We start from the raw sequence: 19080 nt of genomic DNA on the forward strand, positions 1-19080 counted from the left end.
ACGGCAGTAACGGCGACGACATAAACGCACTGTCTTTTTATTGTGGTTCTCATGACATTTGCCTCGATCCGGTAGGATAACTGTTTCAGAGCGGACACTGTCAGTGTAGGTCGCTATCGGCGAGTGGACCGGGCGATGGGGATTGAATGTTTGTATCAGCCGGGCCGTTGATGAAGAGCCAGCATTGCGCCGCTCAGCCGATGCGCCGCTCAGCCGCCTGCAGCGACAGCCAGTCCAGCAGATCCTGCAGTGGGGAAGGAACGCTGGCGCCTTTGGGGTGCACGAAGTAATACGCCGCGCCGGTCCGGACTTTTAGTTCGAACGGCATGACCAGGCGCCCCGCGCTCAGGTCTTCGCCGATCAGCGACCAGTCGCCAATGGCAACCCCCGTCCCTTGTGAGGCGACCGTCATCGCCAGGTCCATCGTGTCGAAGTGCTGACCGTGCTCGACATGGCTCAGCTCCGCTCCGGCGGCCTTCAGCCACAGCGTCCAGTCACGCTCGTCGAGGGTGGGGTGCAGGAGCATGTGCCGTTCCAGATCGGCGGCGCGGGCGAGGGGATTGCTGGACGCCAGGGACGGCGAGCACACCGGCGTCAGTTGTTCGTCTAACAGGTGCTGCACGTGACTGGAATCAACCGGTTTCGCGCCGAACACCACGGCGGCATCGAAATCCTCACGCCTAAAATCCACCGTGTGCGCGCTCGTCGTGGTCAGTTGCACCGGCACATCAGGCCGTTCTTTCTGCCACTGCATCAGGCGCGGTAACAACCAGCGGCTGATGCAGGTCGGTGCCTTGATTTGCAGCGCCCTCGGTCTGGCATCGACTTGATCCACCGCCGCCTCGATCAGGCTGAACACTTGCTCAATGCGCGGCAGCAGCTCGCGGCCCTGGGCGGTCAGGCTCAAGCCACGGGCCTGACGATTGAACAGGCGATAGCCCAAGTGAGCTTCCAGCCCGGCGATCTGCCGGCTGACGGCGCCCTGAGTGAGGTGCAGCGCCTCCGCAGCCCGGGTGAAATTGCAGCACTTCGCCGTGATCAGGAACGTATGCAGCGCGGGCAGGGGAGGAAGGCGTTTCATCGGCGGGTTAGCCATGAGCTGAGGACATGGCTAAGCATGACATTTTATGCGTTGTGGTCGATACGGCCCGCAGCTTCAATAGTCGCCTATCGAGCCTGGCACATTGCGGGCGGCGTTGCGACAGGCATACGAAAGGGGCAGACACATGGCGACGTGCGGGGAAGTGCTGGTCAGGTTGCTGGAAGGCTACGGGGTCGAGCGGGTGTTCGGGATTCCAGGGGTGCACACGGTTGAGCTGTACCGAGGGCTGGCCGGTTCGTCGATCACCCACATCACCCCGCGCCATGAACAGGGCGCAGGCTTCATGGCCGATGGATATGCGCGCACGCGAGGCAAGCCGGGCGTGTGCTTCATCATTACCGGCCCCGGCATGACCAATATCAGCACCGCGATGGGCCAGGCCTATGGGGACTCGATCCCGATGCTGGTGATTTCCAGCGTGCAGTCGCGCAGTCAGTTGGGCGGCGGTCGCGGCAAGCTGCATGAACTGCCGTCCCAGAGTGCGCTGGTCGCGGGCGTCGCGGCGTTTTCTCATACGCTGATGTCAGCGGCCGAGTTGCCGTCGGTGCTGGCCCGGGCGTTTGCGGTGTTTCAAGCAGCGCGGCCGCGTCCGGTGCATATCGAGATTCCGCTGGATGTGCTGGTGGAAAATGCCGACGCCCTGCTGCACAGCCAGCCGGTCTCGGTAAGCCGCGCCGGACCGGCACCCGCTGCGATCCGGCACATGGCGAATCTGCTCGCCACGGCGCAACGGCCTCTGATTCTTGCGGGAGGCGGCGCCATTGACGCCGCCCCGGCATTGACGCGTCTGGCCGAACGGCTCGGCGCGCCGGTCGCGCTGACCATCAACGCCAAAGGCATGCTGCCGGGCGCTCACCCGCTGCTGATAGGTTCGACGCAGTCCCTCGATGCCACCCGTGAGGTCATTGAAAACGCCGACGTGGTGCTGGCCATCGGTACTGAACTGGCCGAGACCGATTACGACATTACCTTTCAGGGCCACTTCAAAATTCCGGGCGCGTTGCTGCGCATCGACATCGACCCCGATCAGACTGTGCGCAACTTTCCGCCAACGGTTGCGCTGGTCTCCGACGCTCAACACGCCGCTGAAGCCTTGGTGGACGCGCTGGCCGGCGAATTGCTGGCGCCACGCAGCCAAGACTGGGGCGCTGCGCGGGTTGCCGCGCTGAAAACGAGTCTTGAGGCGAACTGGGACGATGCCACCCGTGGGCAGACGCTGTTCTTGCAAACGGTGCTTGAAGTATTGCCGGAAGCCGTGATCGTGGGCGACTCCACCCAGCCCGTCTACACCGGCAACCTGACCCTGGACCTCGACAAGCCTCGCCGCTGGTTCAATTCCTCCACCGGTTACGGAACCCTGGGCTACGCCTTGCCCGCCGCCGTGGGGGCGTGGCTGGGCAGTCGCGACGCCGGAGAGTCCAATCCTGTCGTGTGCCTGATTGGCGACGGCGGCCTGCAGTTCACCTTGTCCGAACTGGCGAGTGCGGTGGAAGCGCGAACGCCCATCGTGGTGCTGCTGTGGAATAACCAGGGTTACGATGAGATCAAGAAGTACATGGTCAACCGCGCCATCGAGCCCATCGGTGTCGACATCTACACGCCCGATTTCATCGGCGTCGCCACAGCACTGGGATGCGCCGCGGAGGCGGTTGGCAGCGTTGAGCAACTGACCACGGCCCTCAACTCAGCCAGCCAGCGTGACGGCCCGACGTTGATCGAGATCGACCAGAAGCGCTGGATGAGCAGCATCGGCTGACGTCTTACTTCGACTGAGCGGCGCGTTCAAACCGTGCTGCGCAGGCGCGCCAGGTCCCGCAGTGGTGGCGCGCCGAACAGGCGGCTGTATTCGCGGCTGAACTGCGAGGCGCTTTCATAGCCGACCCGGTAACCGGCGGCGGACGCTTCCAGGCCGTCCGCCAGCATCAACCGTCGGGCCTCCTGCAGACGCAGTTGCTTCTGGTATTGCAGCGGGCTCATGGCGGTGACGGACTTGAAACGGTGGTGCAGCGTCGAGACGCTCAGGTTCACCTCTCTCGCCAGATCTTCAATGCGCAGCGGCTCCTGGAAATGGTCGTTGAGCCACTTGATCGCCTGGGTGACGCGATGGGTCTGGCAGTTGGAGATGGCGATTTCATACAGCCGATGCCCTTCGCTCCCACGCAGGAGTCGATAAAGGATCTCCCGATTGATCAGCGGGGCGAGCATGGGAATGTCTTTTGGCGTGTCCAGCAGACGGATCAGGCGGATGACAGCGTCGAGCAGCTGAGCGTCGATCCGCTCGACGTACATGCCGCGCCCGCTGTGACGCGTCGGTACGCTCATCGGCCCTGCTTCGGCGATCAGCGCGTTGATTTCCACCGGATCGATTTCCAGGCGCAAGGCCAGATGCGGCTCTTCCGGGGTCGCGTAAATCACCTTGCCGCTGATGGGCAGCGCCACTGACAGCACCAGGTAGTTGAGCGGGTCGTAGGTGTACAGCTCGCCGCCCAGCGTCACGTCCTTGCGGCCCTGAGCCATGATGCACAGCGCCGGCTGCACCAGCCCCGGCACCGATTGCGACGGGCGATCGTGCCGCACCATGAACAACGGTTTGATCACCGTCTGGAAACTGCCGTCGACGGGGGCATGCCGGCGGATCAGATCTGCCAGCTCGGCGCGCTGTTGCGTCATCTGCGCGCTCAGCTCGGCAACAGGTCGAGCATCCGGAGCGGACGGCGCAAAAGCGGATAACGACATGGGGAGTTCCTCTGGACAGGGCGTTGATGCAGCACAGCTTATTTTTGGGCAAGCGCAAGCGTTAGGCGAATCCTGCCGAATGCTTGCCTGATTCTGTTGCCGATGTGTTGCGTTGCCATGAACGGGCCCTGTTCGCCCGGGATCGTTGCTCGAAAGTCCACAGGCATCACGCGACCCAGCGACGAGAGCGGCCGTCACTATGAACCTGCCAGCGCAGAATCAGGCAATAACCGCGCAGTAATTGGCTACCGCAGGGTGCGCGTCTGCCCCTAACCTTCACTTCCCGCCGCCGCCTGTTCCACGGATGCCAGATCCCGAATCGCGGCACGCCTGCTTAAGCCAAGCACGTAAAGAGAAGGAGCGCAGAGCATGCTAAATACGTCAGTCGTGAGCCATTGGGTCTCCGTCCGCGCCCGGCCCGGACACAGTGCGCAGCTGGGCGCCCGCTTGAGCAGCCTGATCAACCCGTCCGCTGCCGCGTCGGGTTGCCTGCACTTCGCGCTGCAGAAATCCATGACCGACGACGACCTCTGGGTCATTACCGGCTCCTGGGCCGACCCCTCCGCAATGAACGACTGGTTCGCCGCGCCTGAGCTCAACCTGTTTTCCGAACTGGTGACCGAGTTGCTGGTGGCGAGCCTCGACTTTCAAACCTTCGCCACGGTATCGACGGCTCAGGCACAGACGGTTGATGTCCCTATAGGTGCTCGCTTGGCGGGCTAACAGGTTTCGGTGCTATTGCTCGGTTGCAGCCGATAAGGCCTGCGAAGAAAACCTTTCAGGTGTTCGAGCGCCTGCGTTTAAAATCCTGCCTTCATTTTTCCAGGCAGGACGTCGGACCATGGCACGCAAAGAATTCCAGCATCACGAGGCCGTTTCGGCAGCGGTCCCCGGTGACGACGGCTACAGTGCCGCGATCGCCGTCAAGGCTCGGGTCATGGGCGGGGCGCCAACCTTTCATCGCGTCCTCGCCGAACAGAAATTCCCAACCGCGCTCGCCGCTGACGACGCCGCCGTAAAAGAGCTGGAGCGGCTCGCCGACGTCACCCAAGAGGGCGAGCTGGTGTTCGCCCAGGATTGATCAGACGTTCGGCCGGTACATCTTGAACAGCGACTCTGCGCTCAGCTGGAAATAGTCAGCCGGGCCGCCGCCGCGCAGGATGGGCTCGCCGGCTGCGGTGTCATACACACCTTCCTTCAGCAGCCGCTTGGCGATATGCACCGCCACCACTTCCCCCAGAATCAGCCAGCTCGGCACCACTTCCTTGTCGGCGCGTTGCAGCTGGATGATCTGCGTGACTTTGCATTCGAACGAAACCGGCGTCTCCTTGACCCTCGGCACGGCAACGATGCGCGACGGTTCTGCGGTAAGGCCCGCCAGCTCGAACTCACTCACGTCTGCCGGCACTGCCGCGCAACTCATGTTCATCTGCTCGGCCAGGCTGCGCGTGGCGAGGTTCCAGACGAACTCGCCGGTCTGTTCGATGTTGTTCAGGCTGTCTTTGCGACCGATGCTGCAGAACCCGATGATGGGCGGTACATAGTTGAAGGCGTTGAAGAAGCTGTAGGGCGCCAGGTTCAGCTTTCCCTCTGCGTCCTGGGACGAGATCCAGCCGATCGGACGTGGGCCCACGATAGCGTTGAACGGGTCGTGGGGCAGTCCATGACCTTTGGACGGTTCGTAGAAATGAATATCGTCTGACATGGTGTGTTCCTGAATGTGGGGGTGCGGGCGTGCCGGCCACGGTGAGTGCGTTCACGGAATGCAGGCCGACATAGTGCAAGGCATTGGATGAGGATTCCAGCGACCTCCGAACCCCGCGCAAAAAAAAAGCCCGACAAGTGTCGGGCTACAAAGGGAGTTCAGGAGGTGGAACATGAAGCGGTGGGCATGGTGCGGATAACGCTTAGCTGGCGCGATTGGCACCGACGCGATCGGCGCCGTCAGCGGCCAGACGGTTTGCACCGATATGGTCAGCGCCATCGGCAGCCTGGCGGTTGTTACCTACGCGGTCAGCGCCGTCGGCGGCGAGGCGATTGGCACCAACGTGATCGGAACCATCGGAAGCCTGACGATACGAACCGGTGTGCGACGCATTGGTGTGGGAAGAACCGCCTTCTGCGACAACAGTGCCGTTAAATGCAGAGTGCTGTTCGGAAACAGGCAGAGCGAATGCGCTCGATGCCAGAATGGACAAACTAATACCAAAAATAATATTCGACGTTTTCATGAGTGTTGCTCCAGTAAGTTCAATAATGTTTTCAACTTGGGAATGGAGCCAATGTTACGCGCGTGCCGATTAAGTTGAAGTTAACGCTGTTGCTATCGACCATCGCTAAAAATGATAGTGGGCTGGAGCGCCCGGTTTTAAAGCGTCGGCGAGACATTTGCGCTGGAATGGAGCAATTTTCACCGGCGAAGGCGAATTTGCCTGTTGACTCGGGTGGCTGTTATTTGGTAGGTCGGTGCGCAGCGGGAGGGGATCGGGCATGCCAGCTAAAGAAAACGAGATGGATACGCGATTCGCTGCTGACCCACATCTGTCAGGAGACCAGTCAAACCGAGGGTTTCAGGTTTCCACGTGCGGAAAAAATTAAGCCCGGCATAAAGCCGGGCTGGGAGAACGACAGGGCGAATCAGCTCAGGCGATTTGCACCAACATGGTCCGAGCCGTCAGCTGCCTGGCGATTGGCACCGACACGATCAGCGCCGTCAGCAGCGAGGCGGTTGGCACCAACGTGATCCGAACCATCAGCGGCCTGGCGGTTGTTACCCACACGGTCAGCGCCGTCAGCAGCGAGGCGGTTGGCACCAACGTGATCCGAACCATCAGCGGCCTGGCGGTTGTTACCTACACGGTCAGCGCCGTCAGAAGCGAGGCGGTTGGCACCTACATGGTCCGAACCGTCAGCAGCGACACGACCAATATTAGTGTGGGACGAGCCGTTTTCTGCAACGACCGCAGTATTAACTGCGTGCTGGGCATCAACAACGGGAAGTGCAAATGCGCTGCTGGCAAGAAGGGAGAAAGCGAGGCCGAAGATCAGTTTGTTAGTTTTCATGGTAGTTGCTCCAGATCGATTTAATGAGTGGGTAACTCGGTATGGAGTGAACTTTACTCGCCTCAACATTATTAAGAAGTCAATCGCATTAGTAGCGATCATCGCTGAAATTGATACTGCGAAAAGCGATCGTTATTCATGCACTTAGCGGCTTCTGCGAATGCAAAAGGGCAGCTCATGTGCGTGAGCTGCCCTCGTTTTGCTGCCTTCAAGCGCTGGTCGAAGCGGCTAGCCAGCGCCGTTTCAGGTCAGTCAGTCTCGATCCGCGAATGCTTGCGGGTGTCTTTCATGAACACATACACCAGCAGCGACACTGCGATGCAGGCGGTGACGTACCAGTAGTAGCCGGTTTCCATGCCAATGCTCTTGAACCACAGCGCGATGTATTCGGCTGTGCCGCCGAAGATCGACACCGTCAGTGCGTACGGCAGGCCGACGCCCAGGGCGCGGATTTCGGTCGGGAACAGTTCGGCTTTCACCACGGCGTTGATCGACGTATAGCCGCTGACGATGATCAGCGCGGCCATGATCAGGAAGAACGCGCCCCACCAGCTCTGGATGGTGTGCAGGGTGGTGAGGATCGGCACGGTACACAAGGTGCCCAGCACGCCAAAGGCAATCAGGATCGGGCGACGGCCAATCTTGTCAGACAGCGCGCCGATCACCGGTTGCAACAGCATGAACAGGAACAGCGTAGCGGCGGAAATCGTCGTCGAATCGGTGATGCTCATGCCCACCGTGTTCACCAGGTACTTCTGCATGTAGGTGGTGTAGGTGTAGAACGCCAGCGTGCCGCCCATGGTCAGGCCGACGACGGTCATCAGCTCCTTGGGATGGCGCATCAGGGTGCGCATGAGGCTTTCTTTGGGTTTGTCCTTCTTGCGGTTGAACGACTCGGTTTCTTCCATCCCGCGACGCAGGAACAGCGCCACCACCGCGCACAATGCACCAATGGCGAACGGGATGCGCCAGCCCCATGCGTGCAGCTGTTCAGTGGTCAGCGTCTGTTGCAGCACAATCAGCACCGCCAGCGCGATGAGCTGGCCGGAGATCAGCGTCACGTACTGGAAGCTGGAGAAAAAGCCCCGGCGTTCTTTGGTCGCCATCTCGCTGAGATACGTCGCCGAGGTGCCGTACTCGCCACCTACCGACAGGCCCTGTAGCAGGCGGGCGAACACCAGCATGATCGGGGCGCCAACGCCGATGGTTTCATAGCCAGGGGTGAGGGCGATGATCAGCGAACCGAAACACATCAGCAGCACCGACGCCATCAGCGCGGCCTTGCGGCCTTTGCGGTCTGCGTAGAGGCCCATGAGCCAGCCGCCGATGGGGCGCATCAGGAAGCCCACGGCAAAGATCGCGGCGGTATTGAGCAATTGGGCGGTGGTGTCGCCCTTGGGGAAGAAGACTTTGGCGAAGTAGAGGGAGAAGGCGGCGTAGACGTACCAGTCGTACCACTCGACCATGTTGCCGACCGAACCGCTGAAAATGGATTTCAGGCGACTTCCGGTGGTTTTTTCGGCGGCTGGCGTGGCAGCCGTTCCGTGGGAGGCAGAATTGGGGATGGCCATGGGATTTCCTGCAAGTCATTGTTGTTAGAAGGAACGCATCGAGGCGGTCTGACGACAGTGATAGCAGGAGCTGTGCCAACGGCTGAAAGGCCCGGAGTAGAGGGGTTGTCGCGGTCAGGGTAAGCGGAAATCCGCTTGATGTCTGAAACCCATGAGCGAAAATCCGCTCATTCCCCGATCTGACAGGATCGAAGTCTCTTCCCGGCTGAAGCCGGTACCACGGAATCGCCGCGTGCGCTTGGTGGGACTGGCTTTAGCCGGGAAAGCGTCGGAAGTCACACCGCAGAAGTGATGGTGTACTCAAGAGCCTCTTCCTGGCTGAAGCCGGTCCTACTGACACTGCGATCATCCTGTAGGACTGTCTCCCGCTAGAAAGTCCTCGCGCACCAACCCGTGTCGCTGCATTTTTTCATTCAGCGTACGGCGGGGCAGTTGCAGTTCGTGCATGACCGCTTTGATGTCGCCCCTATGCCGTCGCAACGCCGAGCGAATGCAGTGCGCTTCGAACGCTTCCTGCTGCACCACCAGCGATTGCCCCATCGGGTTCTCTTGCGCAGCGGGACCGTCCAGCCCCAGCACCTGGCGCTCGGCCGCGTTCGCCAGCTCGCGCACGTTTCCTGGCCAGTCGTGGCTGAGCAGATGGCTCAGTTGTTCCGCGCTCAATACCGGCGCGTCGCGGCCGAGGCGCTCCGCCGCATTCCGCGAGAAATGGCTGAACAGCATCGGGATGTCTTCTCGCCGCTCGCGCAAGGGCGGCAGGCGCAATTCCGCGATGTTCAGCCGATAGGCCAGGTCTTCGCGGAAACGCCCGGCCCTGGCTTCGTCCAGCAGATCGGGCTTGGTCGCGGCAATGATGCGCACATCAATGTCGATGCTCTGGTTCGAACCCAGTCGCTCGATCCGCCGCTCCTGGATCACCCGCAGCAGCTTGACCTGCTGCGCCAGCGGCATGCTTTCGATTTCGTCGAGGAAGACCGTGCCGCCGTGGGCGTACTCCAGTTTGCCGATCCGCTTGCCCTGGGCGCCGGTGAACGCGCCGCTTTCGTGGCCGAACAGCTCGGCTTCGAACAACTGCTCCGGGATCGCCGCGCAGTTGACCGCAACGAACGGCTTGTCTGCCCGCGGACCGAAGTCATGGAGGCAACGCGCGACCATTTCCTTGCCACTGCCGGTCTCGCCGCGAATCAGCACATTAACCGGCAGTTGCGAGAGGTCCAGGACCTGCCGCCGCACTGTCTGCATCGTCGGCGACATCCCCAGCAGCGTGGCATCGAGCCGCGAGCGGTTATCCGCCCGTTCATGCAGCGCGCGGTTTTCCAGCACCAGCGCGCGTTTCTCCAGTGCCCGCCGCAGGCTTCCGAGCAGGGTTTCAGGGGTGAACGGCTTTTCGAGAAAGTCATAGGCGCCGTCGCGCATGGCGTCCACGGCCATGGGCACGTCACCGTGGCCAGTCAGCAAGATCACCGGCAAATCGCGGTCCCGCCGTTGCAACTCGGCCAGCAACTGCAAACCATCCATGCCGGGCATGCGCACATCGCTGAGGATCACGCCGGGAAAGTGCTCGGGCACTTGCGCCAGGCATTCCTCGGCACGGCTGAACAGGCGCACCTCGAAACCGGACAGCGAGAGCCATTGCTCCACCGCTTCCCGGATGGGCGCTTCGTCGTCCACCACGATTACCGAGTTCAGCATGGGGCGTCGGCCTCCGGGGCCTGGGTCAAACAGAAGAAAAACCGCGCGCCGTTATTAATGTTTTCGGCGCTGAGCCGGCCGCCCAGTTCATGCACGATGGCGAACGAAACCGCGAGCCCCAGCCCCAGGCCATCGCCCACCGGTTTGGTGGTGAAAAACGGATCGAATACGTTAGCCACGTGTTCTTCGGCAATCCCGCCGCCACTGTCGATGACGGAAACGCACCAGTGCTCGCCCTGTGCATCGATGCGGATTTCCAGACGCCTGAGCGGTTTATCGCCCATCGCGTCCAAGGCGTTGCGCATCAGATTGATCAGCACCTGTTCCAGCCGAATCGCGTCACCGCGCACCCAGGCCGGACGCGTGAGGTCGAGCACGCAGCTGACGCGCTCTTCGCGAATCCGCGCATCCAGCAACAGCAGCGCCTGATCGACCACGGTGGCCAGATCAAGGCGCTCGCGCAGGCCGCTGGGGCTTTTACGGGCGAAGGTTTTCAGGTGGCCGGTGAGCGCGGCCATGCGCGTCAGCTGCTGATCCAGCAGGCTCAACGCCTTGTACGCATCGTCGACACGGCCATGCTCCAGCAACAAACGCAGGGTCGCGAGCTGCATGCGCTGCGCCGTCAGCGGCTGGTTGATTTCGTGGGCGAGGGCGGCGGACATCTGGCCGAGCGCCGCCAGCTTGGTCGACTGCACCAGACCGTCCTGCGCGGTGTGCAGGTCGCGCGTGCGCTCTTCCACCAGACGCTCAAGCTCTTCGCGACTGCGCTGGCGCACCCGGGCAAGGCGCCAGCGTTGATACAAAAACAGCCCGAGGAACACCAGGGTCAGCCAGATGCCTGCCGCCGCCAGACCTGCATTGCGCGCGTCTTCGCTGGCGGGCTGCGGTTTACGCAGCAGGTGCAGCGTCCAGCCCTCGGTCGGCAGCGGCATCGACTGCCACAAGAAATCCGCCTGCTCGTTGGGGGCGTCAACGCGGCTGAGGTGGCTGTTCTCGCCGAACGCAAGCAGCGGCTCCTGATGCAAGGGCGTCAACGGTTGCTTGTCGTACTGACGCGTGCTCGCCAGTTCGGCGCGCTCTTGCTCGTTCAGCGGTCGCAGAGCCCGATAGCGCCAGCCCGGCTGATTGGCAATGAAGACGATGCCCTTGGCGTCACTGACCAGCAGCAGGTCATCGTTTTGCGCCCAGGTGTGTTCCAGGTCCGGAAACTCCAGCTTGACCACCATGGCCCCGATGAACTGCCCGGCCTCGTCACGCACCGCGTTCGACAGGAAGTAACCCGGGATGCCGCTGGTCACGCCGACGGCATAAAAGCGCCCGACGCCGTTGGCGCGGGTTTGCGTGAAGTAGGGGCGGAAGCCGTAGTTGTGACCCACATAGCTGCTCGGCAGACGCCAGTTGCTGGCGCCGACGGCAAGGCCGTTGCGGTCGAGCAGTTCGAGGGTGGAGGACTGGGCAGCGCCGTTGATCTGCTCCAGTTTGAGATTGAGCGCCTGGGTGGTGTCGGCGCTGACCGGTCCGCTCAGCGCCGCCCGCAGTTGCGGATCAAGGGCCAGAACGGCCGGCAGTGCCCGGTAGCGCTCGATCAGGGTTTGCAGCGTATTGGCGTAGAGCGCCAGACGATCCCTGGATTGTTCAGCGTCACCTTCCAGCGCATGCCGCTGAGCCTGATGCATCGCCAGCGTCGCCGCGATGGCGGCACCGGCGAGGATCAGCAAGACGTAGAGCACAAGGCGGACGGAACGGGGCATGGGCATGACCTCCTTTCAGTGGCTGGCGCATTCGCCCCGGATTCCTGCCTTACAGCAAGTTAAACGTCGTCTCTTTCACGTTCTCCGAATCCAGGCCGATCATCAGCTTGAACTCGCCCGCCTCGGCCGCGTACTTCAGCGACGGGTTGAAGAACTTCAAGTCTTCTTCGGTCAGGGTGAAGCTCACGGATTTCTCTTCGCCGGGGTTCAGCATGACCTTCTGAAAGTTCTTCAGCTCTTTCACCGGGCGGCTGATCGACGCGGCGACGTCGCGCAGGTACAGCTGGACCACGGTCTCACCGGCGACCTTGCCGGTGTTCTTGACCATGACGCTGGCGGTCAACTTGTCCTTGCGGGTCATCTTGTTGATCGACAGGGTGATGTCCGAGACGCTGAACTGGGTGTAGCTCAGGCCGTAACCGAACGGGAACAGCGGGCTGGTCGGCTCTTCGAAATAGTTCGAGGTGTAGTTCGAATCATTCGGGCGGTAGGGACGACCGGTGTTCAGGTGATTGTAGTAGGCCGGCACCTGACCCACGGAGCGGGGGAAGGTCATCGGCAGTTTGCCGGACGGGTTGTAGTCGCCGAACAACACGTCAGCCAGAGCATTGCCGCCCTCGGTGCCGAGGAACCAGCTCTCCACCATGGCGTCGGCCAGCTCGTTTTCTTCGCCCAGCGCCAGCGGCCGGCCGTTCATCAACACCAGCACCAGCGGCTTGCCCGTGGCTTTGAGCGCGCGTATCAGCTCCCGTTGACGGCCGGGGATCACCAGGTCGACACGGCTCGCGGCTTCGTGGGACATGTTGCGTGACTCACCGACCACTGCCACCACGACGTCAGCCTGCTGCGCGGCCTTGACGGCTTCGTCGATCATTTCCTGTTCCGGACGCGGATCGATGGCGATCTGGTCGTCCATTTTGTTCAGGTAGGTAATGGCGTGCTGATTGTCGGTGACGTTGGAGCCCAGTGCATAAATCAGCTTGGCCTTGTCGCCGACCGCCGCCGCAATGCCGTCGTAGGCATTGACGGTCTGACGCGCCAGACCGGCCGCCGACCAGCTGCCCAGCATGTCCATCGAGCTCTTGGCCAGCGGGCCGATCACGGCGATGGTGCCTTGCTTCTTCAGCGGCAGGGTGTCGTTCTGGTTCTTCAGCAGCACGATGCTCTTGCGCGCGACGTCGCGGGCTTCGGCACGGTGCAAACGGTTTTCGGCATTACGGTCTGCGGGGTCATCCACTGCCGCACCGATGCGCAGGTACGGGTTGGCGAACAGGCCCATTTCCCACTTGGCGCCGAGCACTTCTCGCACGGCATTGTCGACTTCTTTCTCCGACACTTCGCCGCTCTTCACCAGCCCCGGCAGCTCTTCGCCATAGGCTTTGTCGTTCATGCTCAGGTCGACGCCGGCCTTGATCGCCAGCTTGGCGGCTTCGCGGAAGTCCTTGGCTACGCCGTGGTCGATCAATTCCTTGATCGCGCCGTGGTCGCTGACGGTCACGCCTTTGAAGCCCCAGTCCCTGCGCAGCACGTCCTGCAGCAGCCAGGCGTTGGAGGTGGAAGGCACGCCGTTGATGGAATTGAGCGCGATCATCACGCCCCCTGCGCCAGCATCAATCGACGCGCGATAGGGCGGCAGGTAGTCCTGCTGCATGCGCACCGGGCTCATGTCGACGGTGTTGTAATCGCGACCGCCCTCGACCGCGCCATACAGGGCGAAGTGTTTGACCACCGCCATGATGCTGTTGGGCGCCTGCATGCTGGTGCCCTGAAACGCACGGGTCATGGTGGCGGAGATGCGCGACACCAGATAGGTGTCCTCGCCGAAGCCTTCGGAGCTGCGGCCCCAGCGTGCGTCGCGGGTAATGTCGACCATGGGCGCGAAGGTCATGTCCACGCCGTCGGCCGCCGCTTCGATCGCCGACACGCGACCGGTGCGGGTGATGGCGTTCATGTCCCAGGTCGACGCGAGGCCCAGGCTGATCGGGAACACCGTGCGCTGGCCGTGGACGACGTCGTAGGCGAAAAACATCGGAATCTTGTTGCGGCTGTGCCCGGCGGCGTCCTGCATGGCGCGGTTGTCCGGCAGCACGACGGAGTTGAACGTGCCGCCGATGCGGCCGGCGGTGATTTCCTTGAGAATTTCCGGCTTGGGCATTTCCGGACCGATGCTGATCAGGCGCAGTTGACCGATCTTCTCGTCTAGGGTCATTTGCTTCATCAGGTTGGCGATGAATGCATTCTTGGCTTGCAGCGTGGAAGCGGTGCCGACGCCGGTGGTGGCGTTTTCGGCCCAGGCGGACTGACTGACCAGGCCGATGACGAGACTCAGGAAACACAGCTTATTCATGAATGGTTTTCTCAAGGCGTCGCCGGCAACTCGCGCGTAATACCGGTCAGCCATTGTTATAGGTGTCTAACCTTTGGTTTTTATTGTCGTCAGGACGGCAACGTCGCTGAACTCCTGCCTCATATGAGCATCAGTAGCGCAACGAGTTTTATCTGATTGTGGCCCGGCAATCCAGAGCCCTGACAACGCGATGGGGCGGGATTATGCCGGGGATCGTCCGGTTTGGCTAAAGTCATGACTGACAGGACTAATTATTGATGAGTACAGGGAGCACGCACGCCATGCAAACAGAGCGTTATGACCACAGCCGGGGCAGTCGTTACAAATTGTCACTGGCCTTGATGATGCTGCTGACGACCCTGTTGTCCGGCTGCGGGATCAACAACATTCCGACCTACGACGAGCAGGTCAAGGCCGCCTGGGCACAGGTGCAGAACCAGTATCAACGCCGCGCCGACCTGATCCCCAACCTGGTGGAAACGGTGAAGGGCTACGCCAAACAAGAGCAGGACACCCTGACCGCAGTCATCGAAGCGCGGGCCAAGGCGACGTCGATTCAGGTAGACGCCAGCACCCTGAACGATCCGGCCAAACTCAAGCAGTTCCAGGACGCGCAAGGTCAGCTGACCGGCGCATTGAGCCGCTTGATGGTGGTTTCGGAGCGCTATCCGGACCTCAAATCCAACCAGAACTTCCTGGCGCTGCAATCTCAGCTTGAAGGCACGGAAAACCGCATTGCGGTGGCCCGTCGCGATTTCATCACGGCGGTCGAGCGTTACAACACCGAGATCCGCACCTTCCCGGGCCGTCTGTGGCATACGGTGATGTACAGCGATCTGCCGGTGCGTCCGAACTTCGAAGCCACCGCCGCTGACGCTGACAAAGCGCCGCAAGTGAAGTTCTGATGGGACGCGCGCGCCGGGGAGTGCTGGTCGCGTTACTGGCGATGTCGGTGGGTATGTTTGCCCAATGGGCTCAAGCCGACCTCACGTTTCCGCCGCTGACCGGGCGCGTTGTCGACGCCGCCGGGATGATCGACGGCCCGAGCAAAGAGCATCTCGAACAGATGCTGCGCGCGCACGAAGAACTGACCACCGAGCAAGTGGTGGTGGTCACGTTGCCTGACTTACAGGGCTCAAGCATTGAGGACTACGGCTATCAGCTGGGTCGTCACTGGGGCATCGGGCAGAAGGGCAAAGACAACGGCGCCTTGTTGGTGGTCGCCCGCGACGAGCGCAAGGTGCGCATCGAAGTGGGTTACGGCCTGGAAGATCGTCTGACGGATGCGCAGTCCTCGGTGATCATCAATCAGATCATCACGCCGGCGTTCCGGCAGGGCGATTTCGTTGGTGGCATCAGCAAAGGTGCCGAGGCGATGGTTCAGGTGCTCGGCGGCGATCCCCTCGCCGAGCCGGCTGTCGGCGCCACTGGCAGTGCTGCGGCGAGTGAGGACCAAGGCGTCGACTGGAAAGTGACCCTGCTGTTTCTGGTGCTGTTCGTGGTCATCAGTTACATCAGCGCACGGTCCGGGCGGGGCAGGTCCATCGGCTCCGGGGGCGGTGGCTTTGGCGGCTTCGGTTCTGGCGGCTCAGGCGGCTTTGGTTCCGGAGGGTCGGGCTCCGGCGGTATGCGCGGTGGCGGTGGTGGATTTGGCGGGGGCGGTGCCTCCGGTGGCTGGTAGTCGTTCGCTCAGGAAGGGTTTGCTTGCATGACATTGCTCAATAAAGACGAACAGCAGCGGGTTGCCCACGCCATCGAAACCGTCGAGCGTCAGACCGACGCAGAACTGGTGACGGTGCTGGCGACCAGCGCTGATGACTACACCTACGTGCCGCTCATCTGGGCCGGGGTCGTCGCGCTGCTGGTGCCGGGGTTGATCAACCTGCTGACCGGCTGGCTCAGTGCCAATCACCTGCTGCTGGTCCAGGTTGTCACCTTCATCGTGGTAGCGCTGGTGTGCCGCTTGCCGGGCATCACCACGCGGCTGGTGCCTATTCGCGTGCGGCATTGGCGGGCGGGTAATCTCGCCCGTCGGCAGTTTCTCGAACAGAATCTTCATGCCACCGCCAATGGCACCGGCGTGCTGATTTTCGTCAGCGAGGCCGAGCGTTATGTCGAGATCATCGTCGACGACGGTATCGCGCGACGTGTGGACAACGAAGTCTGGCGCGCGATGGTCGAGACCTTTACCCGGCAGGTGAAGGACGGCCGGATTCTGGAAGGTTTCGTAGGGTGCATTCGTTCGTGCGGCGACGTGCTGAGCGAGCAGGTGCCCGTGACCCAGGCGCGCAACGAGCAGCCAAACCGGTTGGTGGTGTTGGAGTAGGGCCTCACGGCTGCCGACACGATCGTTCCCGCGCCCCGCGTGGGAATGCGTCTTCCGATGCTCCGCGTCATTTAATTGCACCTACTGCTTACGACCCGCCTAAAATAGCGCCTCGCATTTCTGCTCCCGAGGCGCTTTCCGATGTCCGTTACCGCACCCGCCACCGTTCCTGCGCAGGACCACCGCGCTCAGTTCCTGAGTCTGCTGGACACCTGCCTGACGCAAAATTCGCTGATCAAACTGGTGCTGGCCAAGTACGTCGGAAGTGAAGCGGAGTTGCAGCGGGTCATCATCAAGCCCGTCACGGTCAAGGATCAGCCTTGCCTGTCCTTCGTCTATCGCTACAAGACCCGCGACATCACCAAAAATCACCCCCTCGCCGAAGCGCAGACGCTGATCGCCAGCCTGCTGCCCGAGTCCTTCAAGAACGCTCATCTGCTGTCGCTCACCGATGAAGTGCAGCTGGAGTTCAGCAAGAAGGGCAAGAGCACGCTGTTCCGCAACAAGGCCCAGCAGGAACGCGAAGCCCCGACGGCCGAGCATGACCGCGAGAAGAAACGCTACCTGGAACTCAGCCGGCCGTTCCTGACCGACCTGGGCGTGACCAACAAGCAGCACGAGCTGATCCCGGCCATGTCGCGCAAGTGGAAGCAGATCAACAAGTTCATCGAGGTGTTCTCCCACGCCCTGGCGACGTCGCCGATCAAGCTGGACAAGCCGGTGACGGTCGCGGATTTCGGCTCGGGGAAGGGTTATCTGACCTTCGCCATCCACGATTACCTGCGCAACACCTTGCAGGCCGAAGGCAACGTCACCGGCGTCGAGTTGCGCGAGGACATGGTCACGCTGTGCAACAACGCTGCCGCGCACCTGGAGCATCCGGGTCTGGTGTTCAAGTGCGGTGACGTGCGTTCGGTGGCGCCCAGCGAACTGGACGTGATGATTGCCTTGCACGCCTGCGACATCGCCACGGACTACGCGATTCACACCGGCATCCGCTCGGGCGCCTCGATCATCATGTGCTCGCCGTGCTGCCACAAACAGATCCGCCTGCAGATCCAGAGCCCGACCCTGCTCAAGCCAATGCTGCAATACGGTTTGCACATGGGCCAGCAGGCCGAGATGGTCACCGATGCTTTGCGCGCGTTGCTGCTGGAGGCCTGCGGTTATGAAACCAAGGTCTTCGAGTTCATCTCGCTGGAGCACACCAACAAGAACAAGATGATCCTGGCGGTCAAGCGCGCCACCCCGGCGGACCCTGCTGAATTGCTGGCAAAGATCCAGGAGCTGAAAGTGTTCTACGGTATTCAGGAACAGTGCCTGGAGCGCTTGCTCCAGGCCGACGGTCTGCTCGGCTAAACGCGAGCGACGGCCACGGGTTTGGATGCAATCACCGCCGTTTTGCGCCCGATGGCCAGCGTGACCACGACACCGGCGGCGAAGATCCAGGTCGTCGGATCAATGTGCTCACCGAAAAACAGCGCCGAAAAGGCCATGGTGAAGAACAGCTGCACCAGCTGAATCTGGCTGACCCGCGCGATGCCGCCCATGGCCAGCCCGGCGTACCAGGCGAAGAATCCGATGAATTGCGAGAACAGCGACACGTACCCGAAGGCCCACCAGGTGCCGGGAGAAATCGGGCCCTGGTGCTGCCACGCCAGATAGCTGACGGGCACGATCAATACCGGGATCGAAATGACCAGCGCCCAGCAGATGACCTGCCAGCCCCCCATCTCCTTGGCCAGACGGCCACCTTCGGCATAACCCAGCCCGCCGATCGCCACTGCGGCGACCATCAGCACATCACCGGCCTGAAGATTGCCGGCGCCGCTGATCAGCGCGTAACCCAGCACCAGAACGCTGCCCATGGCCGCGCAGGCCCAGAAGGCTTTCGACGGTCGTTCATGGGAAAGCCATGCGGCGTAGATGGCGACCAGCAGCGGTTGCAGGCCATTGACCAGTGCGCCGTGGGAGGCCGGCAGGGTTTTCATGGCCCAGGCCGAGAGCACCGGGAACCCGACGATCACTCCCAACGCCACGACCATGAGCGCCTTGAACTGCGCGCGGGTCGGCCATTTTTCTCTGCGCCAGAGCAGCAACGCCGCCGCCGGCACCGCCGCAAACAAGGCGCGGCCCAGCCCGTTGAGCAAGGGATGGATTTCCTGCACCACGATGCGGGTCATGGGCAGCGTCAGACTGAAGATCACCACGCCGATCAGTCCGAGGACCATGCCGGTGTTTTCACGAGAGGACATAGAAGGTCTTGCCTTGTTCTTGTGGGTGCGAAACGCACGGGTATTCAGCCACAGAACCTGAGTGGTGGCCCTTTACAGCTGCGTGCGGAATCGTCCGTACACTTCACCCGTTAATCCTCCGGCGCTCAAATCGGCCTCTTCCCGGCTGAAGCCGGTCCTACATTTGAATCGCGGTGCAGTCCGACCGGCTGAAGCCGGTCCTACATTTGAATTGCGGTGCAGTCGGACCAGCTTTAG

17 protein-coding genes are annotated in these 19080 nt (G+C 61.8%); 7 read left to right on the forward strand and 10 right to left on the reverse strand.

Annotated features, from left to right (window positions below):
• Positions 1-193 precede the first annotated feature (193 nt).
• Positions 194-1081, reverse strand: coding sequence for a LysR substrate-binding domain-containing protein (locus tag BBI10_RS23780; protein ID WP_065992296.1), 888 nt, complete (start codon positions 1079-1081; stop codon positions 194-196).
• A 145-nt stretch (positions 1082-1226) separates the two neighbouring features.
• On the opposite strand from BBI10_RS23780, the gene BBI10_RS23785 reads away from it, so the two are divergent.
• The gene (locus BBI10_RS23785; protein ID WP_065992297.1) at positions 1227-2858 is read left to right on the forward strand and encodes a 5-guanidino-2-oxopentanoate decarboxylase; all 1632 of its coding nucleotides are present in this window, start codon (positions 1227-1229) and stop codon (positions 2856-2858) included.
• A gap of 26 nt (positions 2859-2884) precedes the next feature.
• Here the strand turns inward: BBI10_RS23785 and BBI10_RS23790 are convergent, their stop codons facing one another.
• Positions 2885-3838 (reverse strand): AraC family transcriptional regulator, encoded by a 954-nt coding sequence (locus BBI10_RS23790; RefSeq protein WP_083233247.1) that lies wholly within the window; start codon positions 3836-3838, stop codon positions 2885-2887.
• Between the two features lie 369 nt (positions 3839-4207).
• On the opposite strand from BBI10_RS23790, the gene BBI10_RS23795 reads away from it, so the two are divergent.
• Both BBI10_RS23795 and BBI10_RS23800 read left to right on the forward strand, forming a co-directional pair.
• Complete coding sequence (locus BBI10_RS23795; protein WP_065992298.1) at positions 4208-4561, forward strand: antibiotic biosynthesis monooxygenase family protein; 354 nt, start codon at positions 4208-4210, stop codon at positions 4559-4561.
• Positions 4562-4679: 118 nt separating this feature from the next.
• The gene (locus tag BBI10_RS23800; RefSeq protein WP_065992300.1) at positions 4680-4919 is read left to right on the forward strand and encodes a hypothetical protein; all 240 of its coding nucleotides are present in this window, start codon (positions 4680-4682) and stop codon (positions 4917-4919) included.
• Here the strand turns inward: BBI10_RS23800 and BBI10_RS23805 are convergent, their stop codons facing one another.
• The 7 genes from BBI10_RS23805 to bglX form a co-directional block, all read right to left on the reverse strand.
• Positions 4920-5543 carry a flavin reductase family protein gene (locus tag BBI10_RS23805; protein ID WP_065992302.1) on the reverse strand — a complete coding sequence of 208 codons (624 nt, stop codon included), beginning with the start codon at positions 5541-5543 and terminating at the stop codon, positions 4920-4922.
• Positions 5544-5745: 202 nt separating this feature from the next.
• Positions 5746-6069: a hypothetical protein gene (locus BBI10_RS23810; protein WP_065992303.1), complete on the reverse strand. Its 324-nt coding sequence runs from the start codon at positions 6067-6069 to the stop codon at positions 5746-5748.
• 406 nt (positions 6070-6475) lie between these two features.
• On the reverse strand, positions 6476-6901 hold the full coding sequence (locus BBI10_RS26870; protein ID WP_083233248.1) for a hypothetical protein: 426 nt from the start codon (positions 6899-6901) through the stop codon (positions 6476-6478).
• A 248-nt stretch (positions 6902-7149) separates the two neighbouring features.
• Entirely contained in the window at positions 7150-8472 is a 1323-nt protein-coding gene (locus tag BBI10_RS23820) for an MFS transporter (protein ID WP_065992311.1), read from the reverse strand.
• Between the two features lie 345 nt (positions 8473-8817).
• Positions 8818-10164, reverse strand: a complete 1347-nt coding sequence (locus tag BBI10_RS23825; RefSeq protein WP_065992313.1) for a sigma-54-dependent transcriptional regulator — start codon at positions 10162-10164, stop codon at positions 8818-8820.
• Entirely contained in the window at positions 10158-11921 is a 1764-nt protein-coding gene (locus tag BBI10_RS23830; protein ID WP_065992315.1) for a sensor histidine kinase, read from the reverse strand. Before BBI10_RS23830 ends, BBI10_RS23825 begins: the two co-directional genes overlap by 7 nt.
• A gap of 43 nt (positions 11922-11964) precedes the next feature.
• The gene (gene bglX, locus BBI10_RS23835; protein WP_065992316.1) at positions 11965-14262 is read right to left on the reverse strand and encodes a beta-glucosidase BglX; all 2298 of its coding nucleotides are present in this window, start codon (positions 14260-14262) and stop codon (positions 11965-11967) included.
• A 341-nt stretch (positions 14263-14603) separates the two neighbouring features.
• On the opposite strand from bglX, the gene BBI10_RS23840 reads away from it, so the two are divergent.
• The 4 genes from BBI10_RS23840 (at position 14604) to BBI10_RS23855 (ending at position 17947) form a co-directional block, all read left to right on the forward strand.
• Positions 14604-15167 (forward strand): LemA family protein, encoded by a 564-nt coding sequence (locus BBI10_RS23840; protein ID WP_420793016.1) that lies wholly within the window; start codon positions 14604-14606, stop codon positions 15165-15167.
• Positions 15167-15943 (forward strand): TPM domain-containing protein, encoded by a 777-nt coding sequence (locus BBI10_RS23845; protein ID WP_065992319.1) that lies wholly within the window; start codon positions 15167-15169, stop codon positions 15941-15943. The genes BBI10_RS23840 and BBI10_RS23845 overlap by 1 nt, the downstream gene beginning before the upstream one ends.
• A gap of 27 nt (positions 15944-15970) precedes the next feature.
• Positions 15971-16588 (forward strand): TPM domain-containing protein, encoded by a 618-nt coding sequence (locus tag BBI10_RS23850; RefSeq protein ID WP_065992321.1) that lies wholly within the window; start codon positions 15971-15973, stop codon positions 16586-16588.
• A gap of 141 nt (positions 16589-16729) precedes the next feature.
• Positions 16730-17947, forward strand: coding sequence for a class I SAM-dependent methyltransferase (locus BBI10_RS23855; RefSeq protein ID WP_065992322.1), 1218 nt, complete (start codon positions 16730-16732; stop codon positions 17945-17947).
• On the opposite strand, the gene BBI10_RS23860 is transcribed toward BBI10_RS23855, so the two are convergent.
• Positions 17944-18843 carry a DMT family transporter gene (locus BBI10_RS23860; RefSeq protein WP_065992323.1) on the reverse strand — a complete coding sequence of 300 codons (900 nt, stop codon included), beginning with the start codon at positions 18841-18843 and terminating at the stop codon, positions 17944-17946. The two genes, BBI10_RS23855 and BBI10_RS23860, sit on opposite strands and share 4 nt — an antisense overlap.
• Positions 18844-19080: the final 237 nt, after the last annotated feature.

Origin of the sequence: Pseudomonas graminis, from assembly GCF_001705435.1 — a bacterium.
Taxonomy (GTDB): Bacteria; Pseudomonadota; Gammaproteobacteria; order Pseudomonadales; family Pseudomonadaceae; genus Aquipseudomonas; species Aquipseudomonas graminis_B.

What these genes read in the sequence shown, in the direction of transcription:
- BBI10_RS23800 (WP_065992300.1), top strand. Translation starts at nt 4,680, where the DNA reads ATGGCACGCAAAGAATTCCAGCATCACGAGGCCGTTTCGGCAGCGGTC.
- BBI10_RS23845 (WP_065992319.1), top strand. Translation starts at nt 15,167, where the DNA reads ATGGGACGCGCGCGCCGGGGAGTGCTGGTCGCGTTACTGGCGATGTCG.
- BBI10_RS23805 (WP_065992302.1), bottom strand. Translation starts at nt 5,543, where the DNA reads ATGTCAGACGATATTCATTTCTACGAACCGTCCAAAGGTCATGGACTG.
- bglX (WP_065992316.1), bottom strand. Translation starts at nt 14,262, where the DNA reads ATGAATAAGCTGTGTTTCCTGAGTCTCGTCATCGGCCTGGTCAGTCAG.
- BBI10_RS23840 (WP_420793016.1), top strand. Translation starts at nt 14,604, where the DNA reads ATGATGCTGCTGACGACCCTGTTGTCCGGCTGCGGGATCAACAACATT.
- BBI10_RS23810 (WP_065992303.1), bottom strand. Translation starts at nt 6,069, where the DNA reads ATGAAAACGTCGAATATTATTTTTGGTATTAGTTTGTCCATTCTGGCA.
- BBI10_RS23830 (WP_065992315.1), bottom strand. Translation starts at nt 11,921, where the DNA reads ATGCCCATGCCCCGTTCCGTCCGCCTTGTGCTCTACGTCTTGCTGATC.
- BBI10_RS23855 (WP_065992322.1), top strand. Translation starts at nt 16,730, where the DNA reads ATGTCCGTTACCGCACCCGCCACCGTTCCTGCGCAGGACCACCGCGCT.
- BBI10_RS23825 (WP_065992313.1), bottom strand. Translation starts at nt 10,164, where the DNA reads ATGCTGAACTCGGTAATCGTGGTGGACGACGAAGCGCCCATCCGGGAA.
- BBI10_RS23795 (WP_065992298.1), top strand. Translation starts at nt 4,208, where the DNA reads ATGCTAAATACGTCAGTCGTGAGCCATTGGGTCTCCGTCCGCGCCCGG.
- BBI10_RS26870 (WP_083233248.1), bottom strand. Translation starts at nt 6,901, where the DNA reads ATGAAAACTAACAAACTGATCTTCGGCCTCGCTTTCTCCCTTCTTGCC.
- BBI10_RS23790 (WP_083233247.1), bottom strand. Translation starts at nt 3,838, where the DNA reads ATGTCGTTATCCGCTTTTGCGCCGTCCGCTCCGGATGCTCGACCTGTT.
- BBI10_RS23850 (WP_065992321.1), top strand. Translation starts at nt 15,971, where the DNA reads ATGACATTGCTCAATAAAGACGAACAGCAGCGGGTTGCCCACGCCATC.
- BBI10_RS23860 (WP_065992323.1), bottom strand. Translation starts at nt 18,843, where the DNA reads ATGTCCTCTCGTGAAAACACCGGCATGGTCCTCGGACTGATCGGCGTG.
- BBI10_RS23820 (WP_065992311.1), bottom strand. Translation starts at nt 8,472, where the DNA reads ATGGCCATCCCCAATTCTGCCTCCCACGGAACGGCTGCCACGCCAGCC.
- BBI10_RS23780 (WP_065992296.1), bottom strand. Translation starts at nt 1,081, where the DNA reads ATGAAACGCCTTCCTCCCCTGCCCGCGCTGCATACGTTCCTGATCACG.
- BBI10_RS23785 (WP_065992297.1), top strand. Translation starts at nt 1,227, where the DNA reads ATGGCGACGTGCGGGGAAGTGCTGGTCAGGTTGCTGGAAGGCTACGGG.